Source organism: Bradyrhizobium elkanii USDA 76, from assembly GCF_023278185.1.
In the GTDB taxonomy this organism is placed as follows: Bacteria; Pseudomonadota; Alphaproteobacteria; order Rhizobiales; family Xanthobacteraceae; genus Bradyrhizobium; species Bradyrhizobium elkanii.
The window spans coordinates 8,183,111-8,207,832 of sequence record NZ_CP066356.1 but is presented as its reverse complement, the minus strand read 5'-3'; the positions used below and the strand labels follow the sequence as shown (position 1 = coordinate 8,207,832).

Genomic DNA, 24,722 nt, shown 5'->3' with positions numbered 1-24,722 from the left:
TATCGTCGTGGTCGCGCTCAGCCGCCATTGCCGCCGATCACGGCGCGCACGGTGTTGTCGGGACCGAAATCCTCGGCGCTGTCGACATAGAGCAGCGCGGAGAGCTTCGATCGCGCGCGGTTGACGCGGCTCTTGATGGTGCCGACCGCGCAGCCGCAGATCGCCGCGGCATCCTCGTAGGAGAAGCCGGACGCGCCGACCAAAATCAGCGCCTCGCGCTGGTCCTGCGGCAGCTTTTCGAGCGCGGCGCGGAATTCCTCGAACTCCAGATGCGCCGCCTGCGAAGGCTGGCTCTTCAGCGTCTTGGCATAATTGCCCTCGGCATCCTCCACCTCGCGCCGCCGCTTCCGGTAGTCGGAGCGAAACAGGTTGCGCAGGATGGTGAACAGCCACGCGGGGAGGTTCGAGCCGGGCTGAAACGAGTCGATATTGGCGATCGCGCGCAGCAGGGTCTCCTGCACCAGATCGTCGGCGCGGTCACCATTACCGGACAGCGAGATCGCGAACGCGCGCAGGCTCGGGACCGACGCAAGGATATCGTCGCGAAGTTCATTCGTGAGAGGCATTAGTCCCCTCCATTGTTCTTGTCGGTATCGCCCCCGGCGACGGCCGCCGCCGCTGCCTCCGGCCCGTCGAGTTTGCGGATCAGCTCCGCAAAGCGGTCGGGTACGCCCTGTCGCACCACGTCATCGTACATGGCGCGAAGCTGGTGGCCGATTCTCGATTGAATCTCGGCGTTGAGACCGCCCTGCTTCTTTACTTCCTTCATGATGTGATCCACGCTTCCCCGGGAGTTAAGTCTCTGATTTCCAAGTTGTTTCCTCGAAAAAAGAGGCTGGCCGCGTTGCCTCGTCGATCTGGAGCTAATGCAAAGTTGCGCAGAAAGTTCCGGAATGCTGGAACTATTTCACGGAACTTTTTCGGCTTTCGCGCGTAGTCGGGCATGCAGGGGAACCGGGGTCGTTCCAGAATTGGATTCTGTCGCCCCCCAGAGAACGGGTTTCAGGCCGCCAGGCCTCACGAACAAGGATGGAGTGGGAATGTCCCGATCGCAGATCGTTGCCGAACACCTTCCGCTGTTGCGCCGTTACGCTCGCGCACTGACCGGAAATCAGGCGTCGGGGGACGCCTATGTCGGGGCCATGCTCGAGGCCCTGTTGCAGGATGGATCGTTGCTGGACCAGACCCACGGGCCGCGCGCCGGCCTGTTTCGGCTGTTCACCCAGATCTGGAATTCGGTGTCGGTGAACAACAACGACAATGCCGACGTGGCGACGCTGTCGCTGCCGCCGGAGCGGCGGCTGTCCAACATCACGCCGCTGCCGCGCCAGGCCTTCCTGCTGCTGTCGCTGGAGGGCTTTTCGGAGGAGGAGGTCGGCTACATTCTCGGCACCGATATCGCCGAGACGCGCAAGCTGACCGATGCCGCCGGCCGCGAGATGGCCGCCGAGATCGCGACCGACGTCCTGATCATCGAGGACGAGACCTTCATCGCCATGGACCTCGAGAGCCTGGTGAAGAATCTCGGCCACAACGTCATCGGCGTTGCGCGCACGCATTCCGATGCGGTGGCGCTCGCCAAGAACAAGAAGCCCGGCCTGATCCTCGCCGACATCCAGCTCGCCGACGGCTCGTCGGGCCTCGATGCCGTCAATGAGTTGCTGCGGACCTTCGAGGTGCCGGTGGTGTTCATCACCGCCTATCCCGAGCGCTTCCTGACCGGCGAGCGGCCGGAGCCGGCGTTCCTGATCTCAAAGCCGTTCCAGCCGGCGATGGTGTCGGCGGTGGCGAGCCAGGCGCTGTTCTTCCAGCGCAACTCGCGCAACCGCACGCCGCGCGCGGCATCGGCATGAGCTGAATTTACGCAAGCGGCAAAATCCAGACCGGCGTGCCGAAAGGTACGCCGGCCTTTTTTTGAGCAGGCCTTCGCTAGCGACGTTACTTCGGCGTCACGCGGACCGGCATTGTGCCGAGCGCCCGCAGGCCCGAGCTGTCGCGGAAGGCTGTGGGGCCTGCAATTTCGAACTGCTTGACGCGGCTGGCGAGCGCTGTGATCACGGCCTCGGCTTCCAGCCGCGCCACCATCTGCCCGACACAGCCGTGGATGCCGACGCCGAAGCCCATGTGTCCGGAGAGCCGCCGTCTGACGTCGAATTGGTCGGCATGCTCCCAGCGCGTCTCGTCGCGGTTGGCGGAGGCGAGCAGCAGCAGCACCTTCTCATGCTTGCCGATCCTGACGCCTGCGATCTCGGTGTCATGCGGCGTGGTGCGGAACACGAACGGCGCCGGTGAATCGAAGCGCAGGGTCTCGTCGAATGCCGCGCGCGACAACGACGGATCGGCTGCAAGCAGCGACCATTGCTCGGGATGGCGCGCAAGCGTGTACAGCGCCATGCCGATTGCGCTGATCGTGGTGTCGAGCCCGGCCGAGAGCAGCGAACGCACCAGCAATGGCGCTTCCTCCGCGCTGATCTCCCCGGCGTCGGCCGCCTCATAGACCTGCGCGCCAAAACTGCCCGGGCGCAGCGCCTCGCGCTGGCAGCGCGCCGCGACCCAGGGCAGCACGCGCGGCGCCTCTTTCATCAAATCGCGAAAATAATCGTTCTCAGGCCCGAAGCCGGCAAACACCATCGCGCCATAGGTCAGGAAGTTCTCGCGGCCCTCCTGGTCGATGCCGAGCGCGTCGGGAAACACGCTGACCGGAAACACCTCGGCGATGTCCTTGATGGCGTCAAACGATCCGCGCTCGACCAGCCCGTCGACCAGCCGCGTCGCCATCGCCTTGAAGTCATCGGCAAGCCGCCGCATCGCGCCGGGCGAGAGGATCCGCGCCAGCACCGCACGGGTTCGGGTGTGCAGCGGCGGATCGGCTTCCAGCACGATGCTCGGCGGCCGCCACGGCTTTTCCTTGAAGTGGTTCGCGAGCCCCGCGCCGCCGGCGTTGCTGAAATTGACATGGTCTCCGAAGATCGTCTTGACCTCGGCAAAGCGCGGCACCGCCCAGATGTCATATCTGGTCAGGCGGACGACCGGCGCCGCGGCACGCAGCTCCGCATAGGTGCCGTAGGGATCGGCCCGCGTCCCCGGGCTGAACGGATCGAAATCGCTGCGGACAATTTCGCCTGCAAGGGAGCTCGCAAGGGGGCTCGCATGGATGCTCATCGGATCCTCCCGTCTTGTCATTAGTTAATTGACCATAGTCAATTAACTTGCATATTGCAAGGGCGGGTTGCCATTGGGGCGGGTGCGCGGCATGGAGGCGCGAGGCAGATGGGGATGTCGATCGTGGAGCGAGCCAAAGGCGCACGGCGCTTTCAGCGCAGGGCGCGCCAGGAGGCCGACAAGGAGGCGCTGAAGGCGCTGATCCTCGAGACCGCGCGCAAGGAGTTCGCCGCCGGCACGCTGGAGACCGTATCGATCCAGAAGATCGCCGACGCGATCGGCTACTCGAAGGGCACCGTCCTCAAATATTACCCGACCAAGCTGCTGCTGCTGCTCGCGGTGAAGCAGCAGAATCTCGAGGCAGTCGCCGAACGCCTCGAGCGGGTCCGCGCGGAGACGGTCGACAGCGATCTGCAGCTGCGGCGCGTGATGGAAACCTATCTCGATTACTGGGCCGACAATCCCGATCACTTCCGCTCACTGTTCTCGATGTCCGGTACGATCGAGGACCGCCGTTTTCCCGACGGCGTCTATTTCGGCGAGACCGAGATCGCGCGCCGCAGCTACGAATTGTTCGTGGTCTCGGTGCGGGAATTTCTGGCGGCACATGGCGCCGAGCCGGCGCCTGGCCTGCCGCAGCGGCTCGCGACCGCGCTGCTGGCGGCGACCCACGGCGTGGTCGCGCTGACGCTCGGCACCCCGACCATGAAACTGCCCGACATGCGCGGCACCGGCCGCCTGCTCATCGCAAGCCTGATCGATGCCTGGACGGCGAGGCTTGCCGCCGCGCGGAAAAGCGACGGCTGGCCGCGGGTCACGATCGGCACCTTCGCCTGACGGAAGGGTGTCCGAAGGTCGACGCCCGGTTACTCGCGCGTGCCACGCGTCCCTGCATACGCGATGCGCCCTTCATCCGCGAAGCGATGTGGAATCCCGCGCCTTCGCCTGCTAAGCGCGGCCCATGGATACGACGCAGCGCGATAGAACGGTGGGCTTTCTCTGCCTGGTGGTGACGGCCCTCGGCTGGGCCCTGAACTGGCCGCTGATGAAGCTGTTGCTGCAGCAATGGCCGCCCCTGTTCGCCCGCGGACTTGCCGGCACCTGCGCGGCGGTGATCCTGGCCACGCTGGCGCTGGCCCGCCGACATCGGCGTCAACGGGCATGCTGCTGGTGCCGGTCATCGGCGTGGTGTCGGCCGCGATCATTCTTGGTGAGCCGCTGGGGCTACGCGAGATCGGCGCCATGGCGCTGACGCTCGGCGGCGTGACACTGGCGCTGCAGCGGGCCCGACGCAAAGCAGGGAACGGACATCGGCGCATCGCGTTCTCCCGAAAAGGGAGCTTGGCCATGCGCAAAGCGATCGCGCGGCTCGATGCGGAGCAGAGGGCACAACTGCTTTATCTCGCAGATCTCGGCACGGCGATGTTCACGTCGGCCCTCGTGGTGTGCATCCTGAAGGCGATTGTGGACCTGTTCGCCGCGGGCTGAACCGCCACGTCTGCGCCAACGCGCCGTCAATCCTCTTGCGGCGCTTCGCTCTGGGTGTGCCCATCGGGCCCCCGGTCAAACACCCCGTAATCGCTCGATTTCACCCCTGCCGCCCCATCGGTGCCAACGCCGGCCAGACCGAGCTTGAGCAGCTCGCGGACCGCCGCAGCGCGGGTCGGCATGCGGTGCTTGAACCGGAAATCGTCGAGGGCTGCCAACTCCTCTGGCGACAGCATGACCTGAAGCCGTTCAGCGCGAAGCTCATTCATCGCAAAACACCCAGACTTAGCTTGTTGAGTAATTTGCTAAACCGTCAAACTCGCGTTGGGTTCCACCGGTTGAGACAAAGACGCCGATTGAGTATAATTATGAAGTTAAATCAATAACTTAGGTAAAAAACAAAGGAACGATCCGGCGGCCCATCTCGTTATGTCGGTGGAGAGATGCCATGGCCAACCAAGTCAAGCTTCCCCGCAAGCTGTCCGAGGAGCCGGAGGCCCCGAAGCCGCGGCGCCCGAGCCACGCGCAAGTCATCGAGCAACTGGACCGCTGGGCCAACAGCCCCGGTCTTCAACCGCCAAAGGTCGATAATGCAGAGGACGATTCAAAAGCGGAAGCGATCTGAACCCCACACATTCGAGCAGCGCCTCGAGGAACATCGCGTGCGACTTGAAAGCCGGCTCGCTCAATTGCCGCGCGGAGCTGAGCGCGAGCAGATTGTCGCGCGCATCGAGCAGCTCCAGACAGCCGTCGAACTGAACGCGATGCTGTCGACGACCGGCTAAGCCGAGAAGCGACACGGTGGAGCGGCCACTTGCTCCTGCCGCTCCGCTCGCCTACCATCGCCATGTTGGTGGGGATGGAGTCCCCCGATAACCGCCGCGAGGCTGATGACTCCTACCGGGCGCGACAGCGTCGGTAGGAGCATGCGCCACCGCCGACCCGCCGTGTCCCGCGAATGAGAAGGGACAGCGCATGACGGGTCTTCCAGGTTCACTCTCAATCGCATTGTCGCTGGTCGGGTCGATCTGGCTCGTCGGTGTCGTCGCCCTGCTGATCGACGCGCCGGGCGAACTGGTCGCCGCGACCTTCGTGTTTGGGGTGCTGGCGGGCTTCGTCGAATGGCGAGCCGGAAAGGTGAAGCATTGAACGTTCAGTTGTTGGCGGCGGTCGCGATCGGCGGTTCGCTGGGATCGGTCGCACGCTATCTGGTGGCGATCGGCGCGGGACGCCTGGTCGGCACGGAATTTCCCTGGGGCACGCTGGTGATCAATATCGTGGGCTCGTTCCTGATCGGCGTCTTGGCGGAGTCGTTCGCGCTGAGCTGGAATGCCAGCCAGGCGATACGGGTGTTTCTCACCATCGGCATTTGCGGCGGCTTCACCACCTTCTCGACCTTCTCGCTCGATGCGATCGTGCTGATGCAGCGCGGCGAGCTATGGTCGGCCGGCGCCTATATCGCAGCCTCCGTCGCGCTCTCGATTCTCGCGCTGTTCGGCGGCCTGCTGCTGGTGCGGGCGTTTGCTGCGTAATGGTCAACGCCGCGCTCCCCTTTCCGTCATCCCCGCGCAAAGGCGAAGCCTTTGCGCGGGGATGACGGGTCGTCTCGCCAGACGCTAATCGGTCGGATGGCGGCCGGTGCGCGGATTGATCGGCGACGTCGGGCGCCGCCGGAGCGCCTCGGGCAGGAACGGCTCGCCGCGCTTCGGCGAGGGGTCGGCACGCACATCGGCGGCCCATTGCGCGCGTTCGTGCGGCGTCTGGTTGTCGTCGAAGGTTCGCTTCACATCGACCCCGCCGACGGGATCGTTGACGCCGTTCCGGCTGGCGGGACGGTCGACGCCGCTGTGGATGTCACTGGAGTTGCCCATCGCGGCCTCCGAGCTCGGTTGATCAAGGTCTGATCTGCAAGGTTTGATCTGGACCAACGTGGCCCGCGCAGGCGCCGTTCCAAACAAGCGCCGTTCCAAAAAAGTGAAGGGCCGGAGGTACCGTCTGCCGCCCGGAATCCTTGGCGCGTCCGGGGCCAGCCGGTAGGATGGAACCCGGATGGTAGCCAGGGACCAAGGGAAAGACCGGGGAATGAAGCACGTCGACGTCGCGGTGATTGCTGCCACGCTGTGGCTGCTGGCGTCGATGGTGCTGGACATCGTGACGCCGAAGTCGATCACCGCGCTGATGATCGCCGCCGCGCTCGCGCCGCCGTTCCTGATCGGGATCGGCATCCATTTCGCACGCCAATATTTCAAGGCGAAGCGGCGCAGCTACCCGTCACCGCGGTTGGACGAACACTTCGAGAACTAGAGCATTTTCGAGCGAAGTGGGCGCCGGTTCGCGTGAAGAAGACGCGTCAAAACCAAAATCCGGAGCCCCGTTTCGATCTATTCGGAGCGGGGCTTCGGCGGGGCAGGGCTGCGGGAGCGCCGCACCTGCTGCATTGAACTGCGCAGATGGCTTGCTAAGCTTGTGCCATGACCGAGCATCTCCCCGATACGATCAGCCGCCTCTACACCGACCCTGGCGAATATGTCGACAGCGACCATCCCGCCGTCGAGGCGTTCGCCCGCGCCGCCGTTCCGTCTGACGCCAGCGCGCGCGACAAGGCGCGTCGGCTTTACACCGCAGTGCGGGACGGCATCCGCTACAACCCCTATGTCAGCATGCGCTCGCCCGAGAGCTACCGGGCCTCCAGTGTGCTCGCCGCCGGCAACGGCTACTGCGTCGGCAAGGCGGCGCTCTATGCCGCGGCCTGCCGGGTCCACGGCATTCCGGCGCGTGTCGGCTTCGCCGATGTGCGCAACCATCTCACCACCGAGAAGCTGCGCCAGAGCATGGGCTCGGACCTGTTCACCTGGCACGGCTTCACCGAAGTGTTCGTCGACGGCGCCTGGCGCAAGGCGACCCCGACCTTCAACGACACGCTGTGCGCCAAGCTCGGCGTCAGGCCGCTCGATTTCGACGGCCACGCCGACGCGCTGCTGCATCCCTTCGACGGCGAAGGGCGCGCCTACATGCAGTATGTCAACGACCACGGCAGCTATCACGACGTCCCCGCCAAATTCCTGATGCGCGAGATGGCGCGCGAATACGCCAACATGCAGGGCGAGGATCTCGCCGGCCGCGACATGGAGCGCGAGGCGGCCGAGCAGTAGCGGACGTGTGAGCCGATCGCGCGCCGGCTGAGGGGGCGGTGTCATGGATGCGGAGCCGCCGAAAGCGCAGGTCAGCCGCCCCGCCAAAGGCTGGGAGGACGCGGTCGCGCTCACCGGATTCATCCTGGTCGCGGTCGGGCAGGCCTCCAATCAGGTTCTGGCGCGCGGGCTTGCCGGCTCGGTGCCGCCGTTTTCGCTGGCCTTCTTCCGCTGGAGCATCATCGCCATCGGCCTCGCGCCGTTTGCGATCGCAGCGATCCGCGGCGGCAAGATCCCGCTGGCGCAGAACCTCTGGCCGATCCTCGCCGCCGGCTTTCTCGGCATGTTCCTGTGCGGCGGCCCGGTCTACATCGCCGGCATCACGACCACGGCGATCCACATCGCGCTGATCTTCGCGCTGTCGCCGATCATGGTGCTGCTGATCTCGGCGGCGCTCGGCATCGAGCATATCGGTCCGCTGCAATGGCTCGGCACGGCACTGGCGCTCGGCGGCGCGCTCCTGATCGTCTCGGGCGGTCATCTGGAAACGCTGACGCAATCGAGCGCGGCCTGGGGCGATCTCCTGGTGGTGTGCGCGATGCTCGGCTGGTCCGGCTACACGCTGCTGCAGTCGCGCGTCGCGCCGCGCGCCTCGCTGCTGGCGCGGGTCAGCCTGTTCTCGGCGGCCGGCGCGCTGTGCTCGCTGCCGCCGGCGCTGCATGAGATGTGGGCCACGCCGGCGGAGGTGTTCAACACCCGGGCGTTCGAGGCCTATGTCTTCGCCGGCCTCGTGCCCGGCCTGATCGCCTATGCGGGCTTCGCCTGGCTCGGCGCGAGATTCGGCTCGGTGCGGAGCTCGCTGGTGCTCTACGTCGCACCGATCGCGAGCGCGCTGCTGTCCTGGATCATCCTCGGCGAGCCGCCGAAGCTGATCCATCTGGTTGGCGGTCTTTTGATCCTCGGCGGCGTCTGGGCGAGCCTGCGCAAATAGACCCGGTTCCTTCCCAAGGTGCAACCTTTTCCGGCCTCGTGCGTTGAATCCAGCGTTGATTCAAGAGCTTAGTCGGAGGTCGTATGAATCTTACTCCCCAGCAGCGCAAGGACCGTGATGCGCAGCGTCAGCAAGACGCATCGCAGGCGATGAAGGAGCATCGCGCCAACGAGAAGGCGTTCTACGACAACTTCCAGCGCCTCAAGGCCGAGCGGCAGGCGCGCGAAGCCGCGGAGTCACGGAAGGCGCAATCCGCTTCGAAATAAGCGCCAGGAGCCACACCAATCATCCGGATGGCCCGGATCTGACCGAACGAGAAGGAGCGGAAGCGAGGGGGCGAGCACGGTGCAAACGAGCTCGCCCCGAAGACGAGAAATCTCCAGGTTTATGGAGGACGTCAGATGTACTTTGCCGATCAGAAAACGATCACCTGCAAATGCGGTGAGCCCTTGAGCGAATTGATGCTCGTCGACGACCAGACAACCGGAATCAAGTTTCACGTCGGCCGTTGCCCGTCATGCCGTGAAGTGACGGTTGTTCGATCCCAGGACATGCCATCGAACGACAATGCCTGACGCGGACGGTCAGGACCGGGCCTTTGGTTTCAGGTTTTCGATTGCGACCGTTGAGCGACAGGCCGGCTGACATATGTTCGCGGCATCCCAAAAAAAGAGCAGGGCGCGACCGGCATCACCACGGTCGCGCCCTACGTCGCCGGTCAATGGGGCAGGGGGAATAACCGGCTCTTCCAAAGACTCGCAGACCCCCTGAGTCGTTCCGGGCAAGTGAAAATATTTTCGTACACGGTTAAGTGATGGCCGGACGCGAGAACCCCGCGGGTTTCGTTCGCGTTGTGTCCGGGATCGCCAAGGGATCGTCGAGCGAATTTCCATGGGGCGAGGGACATCACCATGTCAAAGATTCAGATGGGAATTTTCGCTGCGCTGGCGGCTGGGCTGACGCTTGGCGCCGTCCAGCTGGCATCTGGCCACGATCTCATCGGCGGCCAGCAGGTCACCACCGCACTGGCGCCGGAGAGCGCCGTCAATCGCGCCGCCAAGACCGACCGTGCCACGGCTCAAGTCACCGGCCTGCCGAGCCGGACTGTTGCGCTGAAGGTCGAGCGGCTTCCCGATACGTCGGTGCTGGTCCGCGTCCCCGTGGCCAGGGAAGAGGCACGCCATCGCCCCGCAGCAGTGCCGGCTCGTGCCCGGCCCGGCGACACCCGAAAGGTGGCCTGCGAGCCCGTGGTCAGCGTGCTGACCGAAGTGGCCAAGCTGCTGCAGCCCGGCCGCTGCGTGACCTGAGCGGCGTCATCGCCCGGCTTGACCGGGCGATCCAGTACGCCGCGGCCCATCGGCTCAATCACAATCGTCTCTGGAATACTAGATCGCCCGGTCCCGTCTACGCCAAGGCTTCGACGAGGCCACGATCATTGGCGCGCCGAAGCTTTAGCGAAGGCGGCAAGCCGGGCGATGACATCGTTGGTTGCGGCTTGCACCTTGCCGGGCAACGCAGGCTATTCCTCCTCCTCGTCCGCCTCGCTGCTGCTGGCGGCGCTGCGGCTTGCCATCAGGCCGAGCGCGAGGCCGCCCACCGCCAGGATCGGGATCAGCCGCTTCGCGCCGATGGCCCGGACGATCTGCAGGCCGGTCGCAACCACCACCGGATCGGCGAACACATTGGCCGCGGCGGCCTTTGCCGCCTTCTCGGCGCGGCGGCGCATCTCGCGCTTGCGCACGATGTAGACGCTGGCGGCGATCAACGTGACGACAAGGAACAGCGCGGCACCGGCGAGGCACGCTTCCACCGGCCCGTAATGCTGCAGCACGTAGATGAAGGCGGCCGCGCACAGAAAGGCGATGGTGATGAACAGCGCGATCGCGGCGGCCGCGGCCAGCGACGTCAGCCGCAGCGCGTTGCCGGTGGCATCCTTGACGTCATTGATCAGCCGCTGAAGCATCGACCAGCCCTGCCTTGATACTTGCCTTGAATCTTGCCCTGAAGAGCGCATCGACAAACGCGGCGGCGGCGCGCCAGCGCCGCCATCGCATCCAGAACGGTGGTTTTCGCATGGTCGCCACCATGGGCCTCATCCCCCGGAGACCGCAATTTGCCTAGCGGCGCCAGGTGACGCCGATCAGGAAGCCGAGACCGAGCGCAAGGCCGACCGTCGCCAGCGGCCGCTGCGTGATCATATCTTCCAGCGATTCCTCGATCGAGGATGCGGCATCCTGCGCCGCGCCCATCATCGCGCTGCCGCGCTCCGACATGTCGTCGAGCGTATCTTCCGCACTGGCGCGCGCATCCTTGTAGCGGCGGCGGGCCTGCTTGCCCGCGTTGTTGGCAAACGAGTTCAGCGCGTCGGTGATCTGTTCGGTGAGGGCGGCGATATCGTTTTTCACGGCGGTGACATCCTTTTCAAGGCGTTCGTAGGTCGCTTTGTCCGTCATGTTCTTGATCCCAAATGCGCTGTCCGTGCTCGACATCGAAAAGCTCCCGGAGAACTTGCGTGCTGCCACAAAAACGCGCCGCGCGGTGCATGGTTCCAGCCGTGAAACCGGGCTCTCAACCGGTGTCGGCTTCGCTCGATAACGCCTTGTTAATCTTCCGGCAGCTGCGGCGAATTGACCGGCATCAAATGCTCCTTGACGATCAGCGCCACGATCAAGAGCGGCGACGACAGGAAGGCGCCCATCGGACCCCACAGCCAGGTCCAGAACGCCAGCGCCAGAAAGACCGCGAGCGCGTTCAGCGACAGCCTGCGGCCGACGATCGTCGGCGTCACGAAATGTCCTTCCAGGAAGGTCACGACGGCGAAACATGCCGGCGCGATCAGGCCGGCGCCGATGGTCGGAGCGGAGATGATGCCGACCGCGACCAGCACGACGAACATCGCGACCGGCCCGATGATCGGAACGAAGTTCAGCGTCGCGGCGAGCGCACCGAGCCCGGCCGGATTTGGCATGCCCGTTGCCGCGCAGATCGCGCCGGTGACGATGCCGACGCCGACATTGATCATGGTCACCATCAACAGATAATTGCCGAGATGGGTCTCGACCTCGTTGAGGATGCGCAGCGTACGCAGCCGCGCCGTGCGTTCGCTGAAGGCCATCACCAGTGCGCGGCGCAGATCCTTCCAGCTTGCGATGAACAGGATCAGGGTCGCGATGAACAGCAGGAATTCGGCGAAGGTCGGCGACAGGAATTCCAGCGTCGGCTGCACCCACTCGAATTTCGGCAGCTGGAGCGTGGCCAGCGTATCGGAGCCGCCGACCATGGTCTGCAATTCCTGCCACAGCGCGAGCGGCCGGTCGAACACATGCAGCTTCTCCCTCAGGATCGCGCCGAGCTCGGGCAGCCGCGAGCTCCACTCCATCACCGGCGAGGCAATCAGCCCGACCATGAAGCTGACGGCGGCGCCGACCGCGATCACGATGGCGACCGCGCCGAGCGCGCGCGGGATCCGATAGCGTTCGAGCATGCTCGCCGCCGGCGACAACATGGTGCCGACGATGAAAGCCATGGTGATCGGCAGGAAGAAGGCGCGTGCGAAATAGAGCACCGCCACAACGACAATGACCAGCAGGGCGATCAATGCGAAGGCGACGGCCTCGGCGCGGCTGACAACCGGCGGCAGTTCGATCTTGCTGTCGGGGACGGGCGTGCCTTCGGGCGCATTGCCAAGCAGGTCTTCACTCGCAAAGGCGCGCACCGAACTCCTCCCGCGTGAGGACGAACAAACCCGTCGCGTGGTCGCCCCGCGCGCCGAATTGCGCGATGACAACGGGCCGCTCCTCGGAAGGTTCCATCGCGGCTTCGTGAAGCGTGACGGGTTGACAATCGCGGCCTCGCGACGATTCGCGGCGGAACTGACTCGCGGCCATGCGCGTTGGCCCGGCATCGCATCACCACGATGCGCATCCCGTCCAGGGGCAGCACATGACACAGCAGTCTGTTTCCAGCCGCCGGCTTGCGTCGCGCGCCGCGCGCACTCTTGCCCGCACTCTTGCCATCGGCAGCGTCTTGTTGGTGACGCCGCTTGTCGTCAGCACGTCGGCCAGCGCCCAGGTCCGCTCTTCCGCGCTCGGCTACGCATCGACACAGCCGGGTGCATTTCCCGCCGACGAGGCGATGAACGACCCTTCGAGTGGGGCCGGCGAGGACGGCGCGCTGCCGGAGCGGCTGCGCCGGACCACCGTCGCCCTCAACACGACTGAGGCGCCCGGCACCATCATCATCGATACCGGCAACACCGCACTCTACTACGTGCTCGGCGGCGGCCGGGCGATCCGCTACGGCGTCGGCGTCGGCCGCGAAGGCTTCACCTGGGCCGGCACACAGACGATCAGCCGCAAGGCCGAATGGCCGGACTGGCATCCGCCGGCCGAGATGATCAAGCGCCAACCCTATCTGCCGCGCTTCATGGCCGGCGGCCCGGGCAACCCGCTCGGTGCGCGCGCGATGTATCTCGGGTCCAGCGAATATCGCATCCACGGCACCAACGATCCCTCGACGATCGGCAAGTTCGTCTCGTCCGGCTGCATCCGCCTGACCAATGAAGACGTTTCCGACCTGTTCAGCCGGGTCGATGTCGGCACCAGGGTCGTGGTGCTGCCGAAGAACGCGCCGCACCTCGCTGCGCGCGAGATCGGCCCGACGACCACGACGCAGATCTCGGTACGCCCGGCCGCGGCGCGGCCGCGCCCCGCGGCGATGACGCTGCCTTCCGGGCGTCAGGCGATGAACATCCCGACGGCTTCCTCGTTGTACTAGAGCGTTTTCGAGTGAAGCGGACCGGTTCGCGTGAAGAAAACGCGTCAGAACAAGACTCTAGAGCCGCGTTCCGATTCAATCGGCACGGCGCTCCAGGGATCGTACCGAGGTCGGTGATGGTGAAACGGCACGTAAGGCGCTGGGCGTTCGGGACGGCGGCATTGTTCGGCCTGTCCCTTGCGCCTGCGGCGCAAGCTCAGGATTTCTTCTCGCAACTGTTCGGCGGCTTCATGCATGGCCGCCCGCCGGTGATCCGGATGCCGTTCGACGACGGCCCGGCGCCGATGGCGCCGCGGATCGAGCGCCGTCCGCGCTATGACGTCGGCCAGGCCTATTGCGTGCGCACCTGCGACGGCCGCTATTTCCCGCTTGCGGCGACCGGCAACCAGAGCAAGGCGGAAAGCTGCAACAGCTTCTGCCCGGCGAGCGCGACCGAAGTGGTCTATGGCGGCAATATCGACAACGCCGCGACGGAAGACGGCAAGCCCTATTCCGAGCTGCCGAACGCGTTCCGCTATCGCGACGAGCTGGTCTCGGGCTGCACCTGCAACGGCAAGGACTCGGTCGGCTTGGCGGCGATCAAGATTGAAGACGACCCAACCTTGCGCAAGGGCGACATCGTCGCCGGCAAGGACGGGCTGATGTCGGTGAGCCGTCCGGACCGCCGCGGTGCACAGCTCAACTTCACGCCGGCGCCGGATCGCATCCGCGCCAAATATGGCCGGCCGGCGGTGCTGGCGCGCGAGTAGCGTCGATTACACGCGGGCGGCCGCTTTCGGTTCCTGGCGCGGAACCGGCCTGCCTCCTGCACGTTAGCAACGGGCGAACAGCACATTCACCGATGCCATCAGGGGGCCCCGCATGCTCGTCGGCGTACTCGTCACCTTCCTTGTCGTTATTCTCGTTCTTTACCTCATCAACATGCTGCCGCTCGACGGCCGCGCCAAGCAGATCGCGCGCGCCGTCGTCATCATCATCGGCATCGTCTCGCTGCTGAAGTATCTGGCGGTGTTTTAGCTTCGTCATTGCGAGCCATCGGGTCGCGCTAACGCGCGCCCGCTGACAGGCTGCGCGAAGCGATCCATCTCACCGCGCGAGCGGAGCAATGGATTGCTTCGTCGCTTCGCTCCTCGCAATGACGTAGATACACCGATACACCGCTGTCATCGCCCGGCCTGGGCGCAATTGCGCACATGGACCGGGCGATCCAGTACGCCGCGGCCTCTCGGCTCAAGCACTGCGGCCTCTGGAATACTGGATCACCCGCATGCGCGGGTGATGACGCCGAGCAAGCTGAGCAATCACCCCGTCATCCGAGGAGCCCGCCAACGGCTGGCGTCTTGAAGGATGGCTACAAGGCTGCACTATTTCGGAATAGTAGAATAATACCGCGGATGTCAAGTTGCCGCGTCCGCTTGGCAGCCGCCGGCACCTTTGCATGGGGTTGTTTTCGATAATTTGGCAGTACGCCCCTGCGACGACGGGCTCGCGGGCTCCAACAAAAAAGCCCCGGCTCGTCGCCGGGGCTTTTGCTTGTCGTCGCGACTTCGCGGATCAGCCCGCGGCCTTGGCCTCGCGGCGGCGCGCGGTGAGGATGTATTCGGTGTAGCCGTTCGGCTGCGTGCGGCCCTCGAACACGAGGTCGCAGGCCGCCTTGAAGGCAACGCCATCAAATGAAGGCGCCATCGGCTTGTAGAGGGCATCGCCGGCGTTCTGCTTGTCGACGACGACGGCCATGCGCTTCAGCGACTCCATCACCTGGTCCCGGGTGATGACGCCCTGGTGCAGCCAGTTCGCGAGGTGCTGGCTCGAGATGCGGAGCGTGGCGCGGTCCTCCATCAGGCCAACATCGTGGATGTCGGGTACCTTGGAGCAGCCGACACCCTGGTCGATCCAGCGCACGACGTAGCCGAGGATGCCCTGGCAGTTGTTGTCGATCTCCTGCTTCACGTCGTCGGGCGCCCAGTTCGACTGCGACACCGGAATGGTGAGGATGTCGGAAAGCTTTGCGCGCGGGCCGCCCTTGGCGAGCTCCTGCTGCCGGGCGATCACATTGACCTGGTGATAGTGCAGCGCATGCAGCGTGGCCGCGGTCGGCGACGGCACCCAGGCGGTGGTGGCACCGGCCTGCGGATGGCCGATCTTTTGCGCCAGCATGTCGGCCATCTTGTCGGGTGCGGCCCACATGCCCTTGCCGATCTGGGCATGGCCGGGCAGGCCGTCGATCAGGCCGTTGTCGACGTTCCAGTCCTCATAGGCCTTGATCCACGGCTGCGCTTTCATGTCGTTCTTGCGGATCATCGGACCCGCTTCCATCGAGGTGTGGATCTCGTCGCCGGTGCGATCGAGGAAGCCGGTGTTGATGAACATGATGCGCTTGGAGGCGCGCTGGATGCAGGCCTTGAGGTTGACCGTGGTGCGGCGCTCCTCGTCCATGATGCCGACCTTCAGCGTGTTCTCCGGCAGGCCGAGCATCTTCTCGACCTCGGCGAACAGGTCGCAGGTCAGCGTCACCTCGTCGGGGCCGTGCATCTTCGGCTTGACGATATAGGCCGAGCCGGTGCGGCTGTTCTTGACCTTGGAATTGCCCTTGAGGTCGTGGATCGCGAGCAGGCCGGCGACCGCGGCGTCCAGGATGCCTTCCGGGATTTCCTCACCCTTGGCGTCGAGCACGGCGTCGGTGAACATGTGGTGGCCGACGTTGCGCATCAAGAGCAGGCTGCGGCCGTGCAGCTTCAGCTCGCTGCCGTCGGGCTTCTTGTAGACGCGGTCGGCATTGAGCGAGCGGGTCAGCGTCTTGCCGCCCTTCTCGAAATCGGCCGACAGCGTGCCGTTCATCAGGCCGAGCGTGTTGCGATAGACCAGCACCTTGTCCTCGGCGTCGACGGCGGCGACCGAGTCTTCCATGTCGAGAATGGTGGAGACCGCCGATTCCAGGATCATGTCGGCGACGCCGGCCGGGTCATCCTTGCCGATCACGTTGCTGCGGTCGATCTTGACCTCGACATGCATGCCGTTGTTGACAAGCAGGATCGCGGAAGGCTGGGCGGCGTCGCCCTGATAGCCGGCGAACTGGGCGGCGTTCTTCAGCGCGGTCGAGTTGCCGCTCTTCAGCTTGACCGAGAGCTGGCCCGCGATCACGGCGTAGGAGGTGACGTCGGTGTGGCTTCCGGTCGCAAGCGGCACGGCGGCGTCGAGGAACGCCTTCGCCTTCGCGATCACCTTGTCGCCGCGGGCCTTGTTGTAACCACGGCCAGCCTCGCTCGGATCGTGCGGGATCGCATCGGTGCCGTAGAACGCGTCGTACAGCGAACCCCAGCGCGCGTTGGCGGCGTTCAGCGCGTAGCGGGCGTTGGTGAGCGGCACCACCAGCTGCGGGCCGCAGATCTTGCCGATTTCCTCGTCGACATTTGATGTCTCGACCTTGTGGGTCGCGGGCTCGGGCAGCAGGTAGCCGATGTCCTTGAGGAACGCGGTGTAGGCGTTGATGTCGAACGCCTTGCCCTTGTTGGCGCGATGCCAGTCGTCGATCTTGGCCTGCAGCGCGTCGCGGACCGCGAGCAGCTCGCGGTTCTTCGGTCCGAGCTTCTGGATGATGGCGGCAAGTCCGGCCCAGAACGCATCCGGGGCGATCCCGGTTTTCGGCGTCGCCTCCTTGGCGATGAAATCGAACAGGACAGGGGCGATCTTCAATCCATGGGCATCGACACGAGTCATGATGGGCTTTCTCAAAGAAATGGGGCGTTTAGCGGCTGTTTTCGAGAGAAATCAGCAAAAAACGCGCCAAAGGGCCGCGTTCACGGCCCTTTTAGCCCTAAAGCCACGGCTCTGAGAAGGCCCCCTTTCCAGCCCCACGCTGCACCCGTCACGCGGGCGGCCATCCTGAATTTTCCAAACGCCAGGGGCCGCTCTCGGAAAGACCCGTCAGGGCGCCCTGGTGCGTACCTTGGTGGCGATCAGCAATGCAGCGAGCACCAGGGGAATTGCGCCCGCTACGAACACAGCGGCTGCGCCCATCAGATCAAGCACCAGCCCGCCGCCGGCCGCGCCGATGGTGATGCCGAGGAAGATCGAGGCCACGGTCAGTCCGGTCCCGCTCTCGGTCTCGTCGGGCACCATGCGGGTGATCCAGGTCGTGGTCGCGACCGGTACGCCGCTAAAGGCAAATCCCCAGAGTGCGACCAGCACCAGGGCCGGAATGACGTCCTTGCCAAGGACCGAGAGCAACAGACCGATCACGCTGATCGCCAGCGGCATCGCGATCAGCGTGAGCTTGAGTTTGCGCTCGGCCCTCAGCCCGCTCGCGAACGAGCCGAGGTAGTTGGCGACGCCGAAGGCAAGCAAGGTCGCCGCCACTCCGGCAGCGCCCAGCCCGGTCACGCTCTCGAGGAATGGACGGATGTAGCCGAAATAGCCGAAGTGTCCGGTGAAGACCAACGTTGCCGCCAAGATGCCGGCGCCGATCCCCGGCCGTGTCAGGATGTCGATCAGGGTGTCGAGCCCGGCTTCTCCCCTCGGGGCCAAACGCGGCAGAGCGAGTGCCTAGATGACGAATACTGCTGCGCCCAATGCCGTCGCGAGCAGGAACACGGAGCGCCAGCTCGCCACCTCGCCGAGATAGCTGCCGAGCGGAACGGCAATGATCATCGCGGCGGGAATGCCGCTCATCACGATCGACAAGGCCCGGGCAACCAGCGACGGCGGCACCAGCCTGATCGTCGTCGCTGCCGCCATCGCCCAAAACCCGCCAATGGCAAGGCCAAGCACGATCCGTGCGGCCAGCAGGAACGTGATGCTCGGCGCCAGCGCCACCAGCAGATTGGAGATCACCAGGAGAATCGAAAAGCTGAGCAGCACCGGCTTCCGATTGAACCTGCGCGTCAATGTCGGCGTGGACAATGCTCCGACCAGCCCGGCCAGCGAGGTTGCGGTCACCGCCTGACCGGCGAGGCCCGGACTCACACCGAGATCGCGCGCCATCGGCGTCAACAGACCGGACGGCAGGAACTCCGCCGTCAGAAGTGCGGTGACGCCCAGCATCATCGCCGCGACGGCGCCCCAGGCGGGCCTTTCCGGTGAGGCCGGCTTGTCACCAACCTTGAGCGCGTCGCCCGGCATCAGCGCAACGGCATCGGCGTGCGCCAGGGCGGGGTCCACTTCTTGATCCATCGGCCGAAACTTCCATCTATGTTGCACTGCCGCAGACATAGGCTGGAGGTTTTGGACGATCTATGTCATAAACATTCCAATGTTTGATCGTTCGTCCAGATCGTCCGCCGCCGACACGACCGACGCCGCCGTCGATCTGGTGAGCGAGTTGCTGCTCGGCATGCGGCTTGAGGGCGTCCACTACCGTCGGGTCGAGACGCGGGCGCCCTTCGGGTTTCGGTTCGAAACGCCGTACGGACGCGCGCAATTCCACTTCGTTGCACATGGCACGGCACTTTTGCGCTACGCCGACGCGACGCTGCTTCCCCTTGGCTGCGGTGACGCGATTTTCCTGCCGCGTGGCGGCGCGCATGATCTTGTCTCGGCCCCGGATGAGCCGAGCTGCGACGTCGAGCGTTTCAGGACCGAGACGCTGTGCGGCAATGTCGATGTGACATCGGCCTGCCCTGAAGGATGCCCGCAGGACGAGTCGGTCCTGGTCTTCAGCGCCTGCATGAATTTCGATCTTGGCGGCATGCGCCCGCTGATCGCGCTGATGCCGGAGGTGATGCGGGCCGACACGCTGCTTGCGCGCCAGCCGGAAATCGAACCGATGCTCAAAGCCATGGAGCGGGAGACCTGCACGCCGCGGGCCGGCTCCGTCGGCGTGATGGCGCGGCTCGCCGATGTGCTCGCAGCGTCGATCGTGCGTGGCTGGGTCGAATGCGGCGGCGACAACGCCATGGGCTGGTTCGAGGCCTTGCGTGACCCGCGTCTCGGCCGCGCGATCGGCGCGCTGCATCGCGCGCCAGGCCGCAACTGGACTGTTGCTGAATTGGCGGCGGAGGCGGGGTGCTCGCGTTCGCTGTTCGCCGAGCGCTTCCAGGCCATGACCGGGCAATCGCCGCTGCGCTATCTTGCCGAGCTGCGCATGCGCCTCGCGACACAGTGGATCAAGCATGAACGCCAGCCGATCGATGTGATCGCGCAGCGGCTTGGCTATGCGTCACAGGCGGCGTTCAGCCGCGCATTCAAGCGTGTCACCGGGCAATCGCCGGGGATGATACGGCACGGGGCCGAAAGCCGCGCGGCGGAATAGGCCTCAACACCGCCGTCATGCCCCGCTTCAAGCGGGGCATCCAGTACGCCGCGGCCTATCGGCTCGATAATTGCTGTCTCTGGAATACTGGATCGCCCGGTCGAGCCGGGCGACGACAGTTGGCCAAGGTCAGATATTCGCCGCGAGATCGGTCAGTTCGTCGAACAGGATGCCGGTCGTGGCCAGCATCCGCTCGATCTCGTCGGTGGCATCGCTGACCGAGCGGTTCGAGGTGTCGATGGTCAGTTCATTGCCGGTCGGCGGCTGGTAGTCATTGGTGATGCCGGTGAAAGACGGCAATCCGCCGGAGCGGGCCTTGGCGTAATGGCCCTTGGGGTCGCGGGTCTCGCAGACCTCGGCCGGCGTCGCGACATAGATCTCGCGGAACGCGCTGTCGGCGATACGGCGCGCTGCCGCACGGTCGGCGGTCGATGGCGACACCGCGGCGACGATGGCGATATGGCCGTTGCGCGCCAGATGGGTCGCGACTTCGGCGAGGCGGCGGATGTTCTCGGCCCGATCTTGCGGCGAGAAGCCGAGATCGCTGTTCAGCCCGGCGCGGACAGTGTCGCCATCGAGCAGGATCGGCGAGCCGCCATTGCTGAACAGGCGCCGTTCCAGCGCGCGGGCCAGCGTCGACTTGCCCGAGCCGGGCAGGCCGGTCAGCCAGATCACCGCGCCGTTGTGGTGGTAGCGCGCCGAGCGCTCGTCCGGCCGCAGCGCTGATTCCACCGGCACGATATCGACCGGCACCGCGGGCCGGCCGGCGTCGACCGACAGCACGAGGCCGCCGCCGGCGATACGGCCGTTGACCTCGATCACGAGGCGGCCGGTGCGCGGATTGTCGGTGTAGGGATCGGTAGCAACCGGCTGCGCCAGCGAGATGTCGATCTCGCCGACATGGTTGCGTGCGATCGCGGTATTCTCTTCGTTGGACAGCGCGCCGGGATCGATCGCCTTCTCGATCGCGACCACGGTGGCGCGGCTTTCCTTGGTGCCGAGCCGGATCAGGATCTGCTCGCCCTTGGTCAGCGGCTTGTCGTGCAGCCAGAAGATCCGGGCGCGGATGCGGCGGGTGTCGCGCGGACTCTGCCCGCTATGTCCGATGATGTCGCCGCGCTCGAGGAACAGCTCGCGGTCGAGCGTGATGCCGACCGAGCGCCCGGCGCCCTGCGGGGCGGTGACCGGCGTCACCGGCCAGCTCTCGACGGTCTTGATCTGCGCGATCTTGCCGGTCGGCATGATGACGATCTCGTCGCCGGCCTTCAGGCTGCCGGACTCGATGCGGCCCGCCACGATGCGGCGGTCGTCGAACTTGTAGATCGCCTGCACCGGCAGCCGCAGCGGCAGCTCGGCCAGCGGGCGTGCCGGCTCGAGCGCATCGAGCGCCTCGACCACGGTCGGTCCCTGGTACCAGTCGATCCGAGCCGTGCGCTCGGCGACGCCGTCGCCGTCGCGCGCCGAGATCGGGATCACCGCCGTGGGCGTCACGCCGAGGCCGATCAGATGCGCGGAAATCTCGTCGCTGATCTCCTTGAAGCGGTCGGCGCTGAACTCGACGCGGTCCATCTTGTTGACCACGACCGCGACCTGCTTCACGCCGAGCAGATGCAGGAGATAGCCGTGCCGCCTGGTCTGGTCGCGCACGCCTTCGAGCGCATCGATGATCAGCACCGCGCCGTCGGCCTGCGAGGCGCCGGTGATCATGTTGCGCAAGAACTCTGCGTGACCGGGCGCGTCGATCAGCACGACGTCGCGCGAACGGGTGCGGAAGCGGATCTGAGTGGTGTCGATGGTGATGCCCTGGTCGCGCTCGGTCTGCAGCGCATCGAGCAGGAACGACCACTCGAACGGCATGCCGCGCCGCGCGCTCACCGCCTTCAGCATTTCCAGCTTGCCGTCCGGCAGGCTGCCGGTCTCATGCAGCAGGCGCCCGACCAGCGTCGACTTGCCGTGATCGACGTGACCGACGATGACGATGCGCACCTGCGGCCGCGTCGTGCCGTTGGGCGTTGCCGAGATCGAGGCGGTGGGAAGGATCATGTTCATCGGAACGCTCGCACGAAGTGGGAAGCCAAGTTGCTTGGAGTCAGGTGTTGCTTCGAGTGTCGATCAGAGATAGCCGGCGACGCGCAGCCGCTCGAACGCATCCTCGGTCTCGTGGTCGAGCGCGCGGCCGGCGCGCTCCGGGACCTTGGTGCCGTCGAGCTCGGTGAGGATCTCGTCGATGTTGGCGGCGGTGGAGGCGACCGGGAAGGTGATGTCGGCATCACCCAGCGAGCGGTAGCGCTTGCCATCCTTGGCGAGATAGAGCGGGATGATCGGAATGCCTTCGCGCTTGGTGTAGGCCCAGATGTCGGCCTCGGTCCAATGCAGGATCGGATGGATGCGCAAATGCGCGCCCTGCGGCGGCGAGGCGTTGAACTGGTCCCAGAACTCCGGCGGCTGGTCGCGCACGTCCCATTCGCCCTCGAGGCCGCGCGGCGAGAACACGCGCTCCTTGGCGCGCGTCGCCTCTTCGTCGCGGCGGATGCCGGCGATCAATCCGTCAAAGCCGAATTTGTTGAGCGCGAGCTTCAGCCCCTCGGTCTTGCGCGCGGCGGAACGCGCGGCCGGCGGCAGGGTCGGGTCGACGCTGTCGATCGGCGGGCAGGGTTCGACGCGCAGGTCGAGATCCCATTCCTTTCCGAAGCGGTCGCGGAACGCGTACATCTCCGGAAATTTCTTGCCGGTGTCGACGTGCAATGCCGGGAACGGGACGCGGCCGAAGAACGCCTTGCGCGCCAGCCAGATCATCACGTTGGAATCCTTGCCGAGCGACCACAGCAACGCGAGCTTCTTCAGCCGGGCGAACGCCTCGCGCAGGATGTAGATGCTCTGTGCCTCCAGCTCGTCGAGATGATCCATCGACGGAGGGGCCTGATTGGCAGGAATCCCCGGCACGGAAGATGCATTGCTAAGGGCTGCGGACCGCGTCCTGGCGGCGACGGATTCGTTGTCGAGAAGATGCATCTCTTGGCCTTGGCCTGTGGAGTTGAAAATTCTAAAGTTGCGCTGCAATAGAGAAGAAATAATTTTCTCTTTGCTGGGCTTGATCGAGAGATAAATAGAAAATAATTTCAGTCAACCCCCAAATTGGGGAAGCGAGTGTCTGATGCGATATCTGCCGGTGTTTCTGGATCTGCAAAGCGGCAACGTGCTGCTCGTTGGAGCGGGCGACCTCGTGCGCGCCAAGCTGCGGCTGCTTGCGGCCGCCGGCGCCGCAGTGCGCTGGTACGCAACCGACGGCGATCATGACATTGCCGGTCTCACGGCGGAGGACGCCGCGCGGATCGAGCGCGCCGAAGGCGATCCGCTCACCGCCGATCTCTCCGATGTCATCGCCGTCCTCTGCGCCGGCGCTGGCGAGATCGGTGTTGCGATGTCGGTGCGCGCCAAAGCGATCGGCCTGCCGGTCAACGTGATGGACGACCTCGTACACTCCACCTTCATCATGCCGGCGATCGTCGATCGCGGCGATGTCGTGGTCGCAGTCGGCACCGGCGGCACGTCGCCGGTGGTGGCGCGCCGCATTCGCGAGAAGATCGAGGCGGTGCTGCCGGCGCGGATCGGCGATCTCGCCGGCTTCATCGGCGGCGTCCGCAAATCGATCCACGCCCGCATCGAAGAGTTTCCGCTGCGCCGCCGCTTCTGGGAGCGCATCGTCGACGGCCCGATCGGCGCACTGGTGCTGGCCGGCCGCAAGGACGAGGCCGAGCGGGCGCTGAACGCGATCACCGATCCCGCCGCATTCGCCGGCGCGAGCGCGGAAGGCAAAGCCATCGGTCATGTGACGCTGGTCGGCGCCGGTCCCGGCGATCCGGATCTGCTCACGGTGAAGGCGTTGCGCGCGCTGCAGGATGCCGACGTCGTGTTCTATGACGAATTGGTGTCGCCGGAAATTCTCGACCGCATCCGGCGCGATGCCACGCGGATCCCGGTCGGCCGCCGTGTCGGCAAGCCCGGCATCGGCCAGGACGCCATCAACGCACTGATGATCGAGGCCGCGCAGTCGGGCCAGCGCGCGGTGCGGCTGAAGGGCGGCGATTCCTTTATCTTTGGCCGCGGCGGCGAGGAAATCGAGGCGCTGCGCGACGCCGGCGTCGCTTACTCCATCATTCCGGGCGTCTCCGCCGGTCTGGGCGCGGCCGCGCAATTCGAGGTGCCGCTGACCTTCAGGCACGAGGCGCTGCGCATCACCTTCCTCACCGCGCACAAGGCGCGCGATGCCGAGGTCGTCGACTGGTCGGTGCTGACAGACAAGAAGATGACCGTCGTCGTCTATATGGGCATGACCGCGGCGCCCTCGATCCGCGAAGGCATGCTTGCCGCGGGCCGCTCGCCGGAGACGCCGGTCGGCGTGTTCGCGCGCGTGACGCGGCCGGATGCCAAGGCCGCGGTCGGCACGCTGGCGCGGCTGCCCGAACTCGTCAAACAGGTCAATGGCGGTCCCGCCATTCTCATCATCGGCGACGTGGTCGCGCATTCCGCGCCGTGGAGCCGGTCCAACGTCACCCAACTCTTCTCCAACCAGATGTTCTCCGAACTGCTGAAAGCTGCCGAATGACCTCTCCGCTTGAACAGAAGAAAATCAGGATCACGGGCCCCTCGGTGGTGACCGCCAACCGCACCTGGGATGGTGCCGTGGTGTACCGAACCGCCAAGCAAGGCTGGTCCACCGAACTGTCCGATTCCGCTGTCGTCAGCACCTCCGACGCCGCGCGCGCGCTTTTGGCCGAAGCCACCGCCGACGACGTCGGCGCGGTCGGCCCCTACATCGCGCCGGTCGAGCTCAAGGACGGCGGCAAGCTTAAGCCGGGCAATCTCCGCGAACACATCCGCGCCAAGGGCGTCACGATCGATCTTCAGGTGCCGGCGTAAGGCTCAT

Annotated in this window: 35 protein-coding genes and 1 riboswitch; of the genes, 20 read left to right on the top strand and 15 right to left on the bottom strand. The window is 65.5% G+C overall.

Annotation, left to right across the window (positions count from 1 at the left end; all coding sequences use genetic code 11):
- Nucleotides 1–17: 17 nt before the first annotated feature.
- On the bottom strand, nt 18–566 hold the full coding sequence (locus JEY66_RS38925) for a sigma-70 family RNA polymerase sigma factor (RefSeq protein ID WP_016847265.1): 549 nt from the start codon (nt 564–566) through the stop codon (nt 18–20).
- Complete coding sequence (locus tag JEY66_RS38920; RefSeq protein WP_018269610.1) at nt 566–769, bottom strand: NepR family anti-sigma factor; 204 nt, start codon at nt 767–769, stop codon at nt 566–568. Before JEY66_RS38920 ends, JEY66_RS38925 begins: the two co-directional genes overlap by 1 nt.
- 271 nt (nt 770–1,040) lie before the next feature.
- On the opposite strand from JEY66_RS38920, the gene JEY66_RS38915 reads away from it, so the two are divergent.
- A complete protein-coding gene (locus JEY66_RS38915; protein ID WP_016847263.1) occupies nt 1,041–1,853 on the top strand; it encodes a response regulator in 813 nt (270 codons plus the stop codon).
- A gap of 85 nt (nt 1,854–1,938) precedes the next feature.
- On the opposite strand, the gene JEY66_RS38910 is transcribed toward JEY66_RS38915, so the two are convergent.
- Nucleotides 1,939–3,162, bottom strand: a complete 1,224-nt coding sequence (locus JEY66_RS38910; RefSeq protein WP_018269611.1) for a cytochrome P450 — start codon at nt 3,160–3,162, stop codon at nt 1,939–1,941.
- A 114-nt stretch (nt 3,163–3,276) separates the two neighbouring features.
- Between JEY66_RS38910 and JEY66_RS38905 the strand changes: the two genes are divergently transcribed.
- The 3 genes from JEY66_RS38905 (at nt 3,277) to JEY66_RS38900 (ending at nt 4,650) form a co-directional block, all read left to right on the top strand.
- Entirely contained in the window at nt 3,277–3,999 is a 723-nt protein-coding gene (locus JEY66_RS38905; RefSeq protein ID WP_100213855.1) for a TetR/AcrR family transcriptional regulator, read from the top strand.
- A gap of 124 nt (nt 4,000–4,123) precedes the next feature.
- Nucleotides 4,124–4,414 (top strand): EamA family transporter, encoded by a 291-nt coding sequence (locus JEY66_RS45330; protein WP_334452720.1) that lies wholly within the window; start codon nt 4,124–4,126, stop codon nt 4,412–4,414.
- On the top strand, nt 4,324–4,650 hold the full coding sequence (locus JEY66_RS38900; RefSeq protein WP_016844399.1) for a hypothetical protein: 327 nt from the start codon (nt 4,324–4,326) through the stop codon (nt 4,648–4,650). The genes JEY66_RS45330 and JEY66_RS38900 overlap by 91 nt, the downstream gene beginning before the upstream one ends.
- Before the next feature lie 26 nt (nt 4,651–4,676).
- Here the strand turns inward: JEY66_RS38900 and JEY66_RS38895 are convergent, their stop codons facing one another.
- Entirely contained in the window at nt 4,677–4,919 is a 243-nt protein-coding gene (locus JEY66_RS38895; protein ID WP_016844398.1) for a hypothetical protein, read from the bottom strand.
- A gap of 179 nt (nt 4,920–5,098) precedes the next feature.
- On the opposite strand from JEY66_RS38895, the gene JEY66_RS38890 reads away from it, so the two are divergent.
- The 4 genes from JEY66_RS38890 to crcB all read left to right on the top strand — a co-directional run bounded on the left by JEY66_RS38890 (nt 5,099) and on the right by crcB (nt 6,182).
- Nucleotides 5,099–5,275, top strand: coding sequence for a hypothetical protein (locus JEY66_RS38890; protein WP_016844397.1), 177 nt, complete (start codon nt 5,099–5,101; stop codon nt 5,273–5,275).
- Nucleotides 5,276–5,312: 37 nt separating this feature from the next.
- Complete coding sequence (locus tag JEY66_RS45230; protein WP_256438828.1) at nt 5,313–5,435, top strand: hypothetical protein; 123 nt, start codon at nt 5,313–5,315, stop codon at nt 5,433–5,435.
- Between the two features lie 61 nt (nt 5,436–5,496).
- A riboswitch (Fluoride riboswitch) is annotated at nt 5,497–5,557 on the top strand.
- A gap of 68 nt (nt 5,558–5,625) precedes the next feature.
- Nucleotides 5,626–5,799, top strand: coding sequence for a hypothetical protein (locus tag JEY66_RS38885; RefSeq protein ID WP_157183410.1), 174 nt, complete (start codon nt 5,626–5,628; stop codon nt 5,797–5,799).
- Complete coding sequence (gene crcB, locus JEY66_RS38880) at nt 5,796–6,182, top strand: fluoride efflux transporter CrcB (protein ID WP_026192182.1); 387 nt, start codon at nt 5,796–5,798, stop codon at nt 6,180–6,182. The genes JEY66_RS38885 and crcB overlap by 4 nt, the downstream gene beginning before the upstream one ends.
- 84 nt (nt 6,183–6,266) lie before the next feature.
- Here the strand turns inward: crcB and JEY66_RS38875 are convergent, their stop codons facing one another.
- Nucleotides 6,267–6,521, bottom strand: coding sequence for a hypothetical protein (locus tag JEY66_RS38875; RefSeq protein ID WP_016844393.1), 255 nt, complete (start codon nt 6,519–6,521; stop codon nt 6,267–6,269).
- Nucleotides 6,522–6,732: 211 nt separating this feature from the next.
- Here JEY66_RS38875 and JEY66_RS38870 point away from each other — a divergent pair, with 211 nt between their 5' ends.
- The 6 genes from JEY66_RS38870 (at nt 6,733) to JEY66_RS38845 (ending at nt 10,079) form a co-directional block, all read left to right on the top strand.
- Nucleotides 6,733–6,954: a hypothetical protein gene (locus tag JEY66_RS38870; protein ID WP_016844392.1), complete on the top strand. Its 222-nt coding sequence runs from the start codon at nt 6,733–6,735 to the stop codon at nt 6,952–6,954.
- A 167-nt stretch (nt 6,955–7,121) separates the two neighbouring features.
- Complete coding sequence (locus tag JEY66_RS38865) at nt 7,122–7,802, top strand: transglutaminase-like domain-containing protein (protein WP_018269613.1); 681 nt, start codon at nt 7,122–7,124, stop codon at nt 7,800–7,802.
- Nucleotides 7,803–7,845: 43 nt separating this feature from the next.
- Entirely contained in the window at nt 7,846–8,772 is a 927-nt protein-coding gene (locus tag JEY66_RS38860; protein ID WP_016842984.1) for a DMT family transporter, read from the top strand.
- Between the two features lie 83 nt (nt 8,773–8,855).
- Nucleotides 8,856–9,038: a hypothetical protein gene (locus JEY66_RS38855; protein ID WP_016842983.1), complete on the top strand. Its 183-nt coding sequence runs from the start codon at nt 8,856–8,858 to the stop codon at nt 9,036–9,038.
- A 135-nt stretch (nt 9,039–9,173) separates the two neighbouring features.
- A complete protein-coding gene (locus tag JEY66_RS38850; protein ID WP_016842982.1) occupies nt 9,174–9,347 on the top strand; it encodes a hypothetical protein in 174 nt (57 codons plus the stop codon).
- Nucleotides 9,348–9,683: 336 nt separating this feature from the next.
- Complete coding sequence (locus JEY66_RS38845) at nt 9,684–10,079, top strand: hypothetical protein (protein WP_016842981.1); 396 nt, start codon at nt 9,684–9,686, stop codon at nt 10,077–10,079.
- Nucleotides 10,080–10,291: 212 nt separating this feature from the next.
- On the opposite strand, the gene JEY66_RS38840 is transcribed toward JEY66_RS38845, so the two are convergent.
- From JEY66_RS38840 to JEY66_RS38820, 5 genes are all read right to left on the bottom strand, one after another.
- Nucleotides 10,292–10,735, bottom strand: coding sequence for a hypothetical protein (locus JEY66_RS38840; protein WP_018269614.1), 444 nt, complete (start codon nt 10,733–10,735; stop codon nt 10,292–10,294).
- A complete protein-coding gene (locus tag JEY66_RS38835) occupies nt 10,713–10,859 on the bottom strand; it encodes a hypothetical protein (RefSeq protein ID WP_157183411.1) in 147 nt (48 codons plus the stop codon). Before JEY66_RS38835 ends, JEY66_RS38840 begins: the two co-directional genes overlap by 23 nt.
- A 30-nt stretch (nt 10,860–10,889) precedes the next feature.
- Complete coding sequence (locus JEY66_RS38830) at nt 10,890–11,261, bottom strand: ElaB/YgaM/YqjD family protein (RefSeq protein WP_016842979.1); 372 nt, start codon at nt 11,259–11,261, stop codon at nt 10,890–10,892.
- 113 nt (nt 11,262–11,374) lie between these two features.
- Nucleotides 11,375–12,487: an AI-2E family transporter gene (locus JEY66_RS38825; RefSeq protein WP_016842978.1), complete on the bottom strand. Its 1,113-nt coding sequence runs from the start codon at nt 12,485–12,487 to the stop codon at nt 11,375–11,377.
- The gene (locus JEY66_RS38820) at nt 12,468–12,659 is read right to left on the bottom strand and encodes a hypothetical protein (protein ID WP_016842977.1); all 192 of its coding nucleotides are present in this window, start codon (nt 12,657–12,659) and stop codon (nt 12,468–12,470) included. The genes JEY66_RS38825 and JEY66_RS38820 overlap by 20 nt, the downstream gene beginning before the upstream one ends.
- A gap of 55 nt (nt 12,660–12,714) precedes the next feature.
- Here JEY66_RS38820 and JEY66_RS38815 point away from each other — a divergent pair, with 55 nt between their 5' ends.
- The 3 genes from JEY66_RS38815 to JEY66_RS38805 all read left to right on the top strand — a co-directional run bounded on the left by JEY66_RS38815 (nt 12,715) and on the right by JEY66_RS38805 (nt 14,565).
- Complete coding sequence (locus tag JEY66_RS38815; RefSeq protein WP_038380215.1) at nt 12,715–13,548, top strand: L,D-transpeptidase; 834 nt, start codon at nt 12,715–12,717, stop codon at nt 13,546–13,548.
- 116 nt (nt 13,549–13,664) lie between these two features.
- Nucleotides 13,665–14,297: a DUF2865 domain-containing protein gene (locus tag JEY66_RS38810; protein ID WP_018269616.1), complete on the top strand. Its 633-nt coding sequence runs from the start codon at nt 13,665–13,667 to the stop codon at nt 14,295–14,297.
- 112 nt (nt 14,298–14,409) lie between these two features.
- A complete protein-coding gene (locus JEY66_RS38805) occupies nt 14,410–14,565 on the top strand; it encodes a Thivi_2564 family membrane protein (RefSeq protein ID WP_016842974.1) in 156 nt (51 codons plus the stop codon).
- 537 nt (nt 14,566–15,102) lie between these two features.
- Here JEY66_RS38805 and JEY66_RS38800 read toward each other — a convergent pair.
- The 3 genes from JEY66_RS38800 to JEY66_RS38790 form a co-directional block, all read right to left on the bottom strand.
- Complete coding sequence (locus tag JEY66_RS38800) at nt 15,103–17,265, bottom strand: malate synthase G (protein WP_018269617.1); 2,163 nt, start codon at nt 17,263–17,265, stop codon at nt 15,103–15,105.
- A gap of 207 nt (nt 17,266–17,472) precedes the next feature.
- Entirely contained in the window at nt 17,473–18,072 is a 600-nt protein-coding gene (locus JEY66_RS38795; RefSeq protein ID WP_018269619.1) for an MFS transporter, read from the bottom strand.
- Between the two features lie 18 nt (nt 18,073–18,090).
- Complete coding sequence (locus JEY66_RS38790) at nt 18,091–18,717, bottom strand: MFS transporter (protein ID WP_018269620.1); 627 nt, start codon at nt 18,715–18,717, stop codon at nt 18,091–18,093.
- 79 nt (nt 18,718–18,796) lie between these two features.
- Between JEY66_RS38790 and JEY66_RS38785 the strand changes: the two genes are divergently transcribed.
- Nucleotides 18,797–19,795, top strand: a complete 999-nt coding sequence (locus JEY66_RS38785) for an AraC family transcriptional regulator (protein ID WP_018269621.1) — start codon at nt 18,797–18,799, stop codon at nt 19,793–19,795.
- Between the two features lie 129 nt (nt 19,796–19,924).
- Here JEY66_RS38785 and cysC read toward each other — a convergent pair whose 3' ends face one another.
- Both cysC and cysD read right to left on the bottom strand, forming a co-directional pair.
- Nucleotides 19,925–21,844 (bottom strand): adenylyl-sulfate kinase, encoded by a 1,920-nt coding sequence (gene cysC / locus JEY66_RS38780; RefSeq protein ID WP_016845217.1) that lies wholly within the window; start codon nt 21,842–21,844, stop codon nt 19,925–19,927.
- A gap of 63 nt (nt 21,845–21,907) precedes the next feature.
- Nucleotides 21,908–22,702 (bottom strand): sulfate adenylyltransferase subunit CysD, encoded by a 795-nt coding sequence (cysD, locus tag JEY66_RS38775; RefSeq protein ID WP_016845216.1) that lies wholly within the window; start codon nt 22,700–22,702, stop codon nt 21,908–21,910.
- A gap of 247 nt (nt 22,703–22,949) precedes the next feature.
- On the opposite strand from cysD, the gene cysG reads away from it, so the two are divergent.
- Nucleotides 22,950–24,401 carry a siroheme synthase CysG gene (gene cysG, locus JEY66_RS38770; protein ID WP_018269622.1) on the top strand — a complete coding sequence of 484 codons (1,452 nt, stop codon included), beginning with the start codon at nt 22,950–22,952 and terminating at the stop codon, nt 24,399–24,401.
- Nucleotides 24,398–24,715: a DUF2849 domain-containing protein gene (locus tag JEY66_RS38765; protein WP_016845214.1), complete on the top strand. Its 318-nt coding sequence runs from the start codon at nt 24,398–24,400 to the stop codon at nt 24,713–24,715. The genes cysG and JEY66_RS38765 overlap by 4 nt, the downstream gene beginning before the upstream one ends.
- The last annotated feature ends 7 nt before the right edge of the window (nt 24,716–24,722 follow it).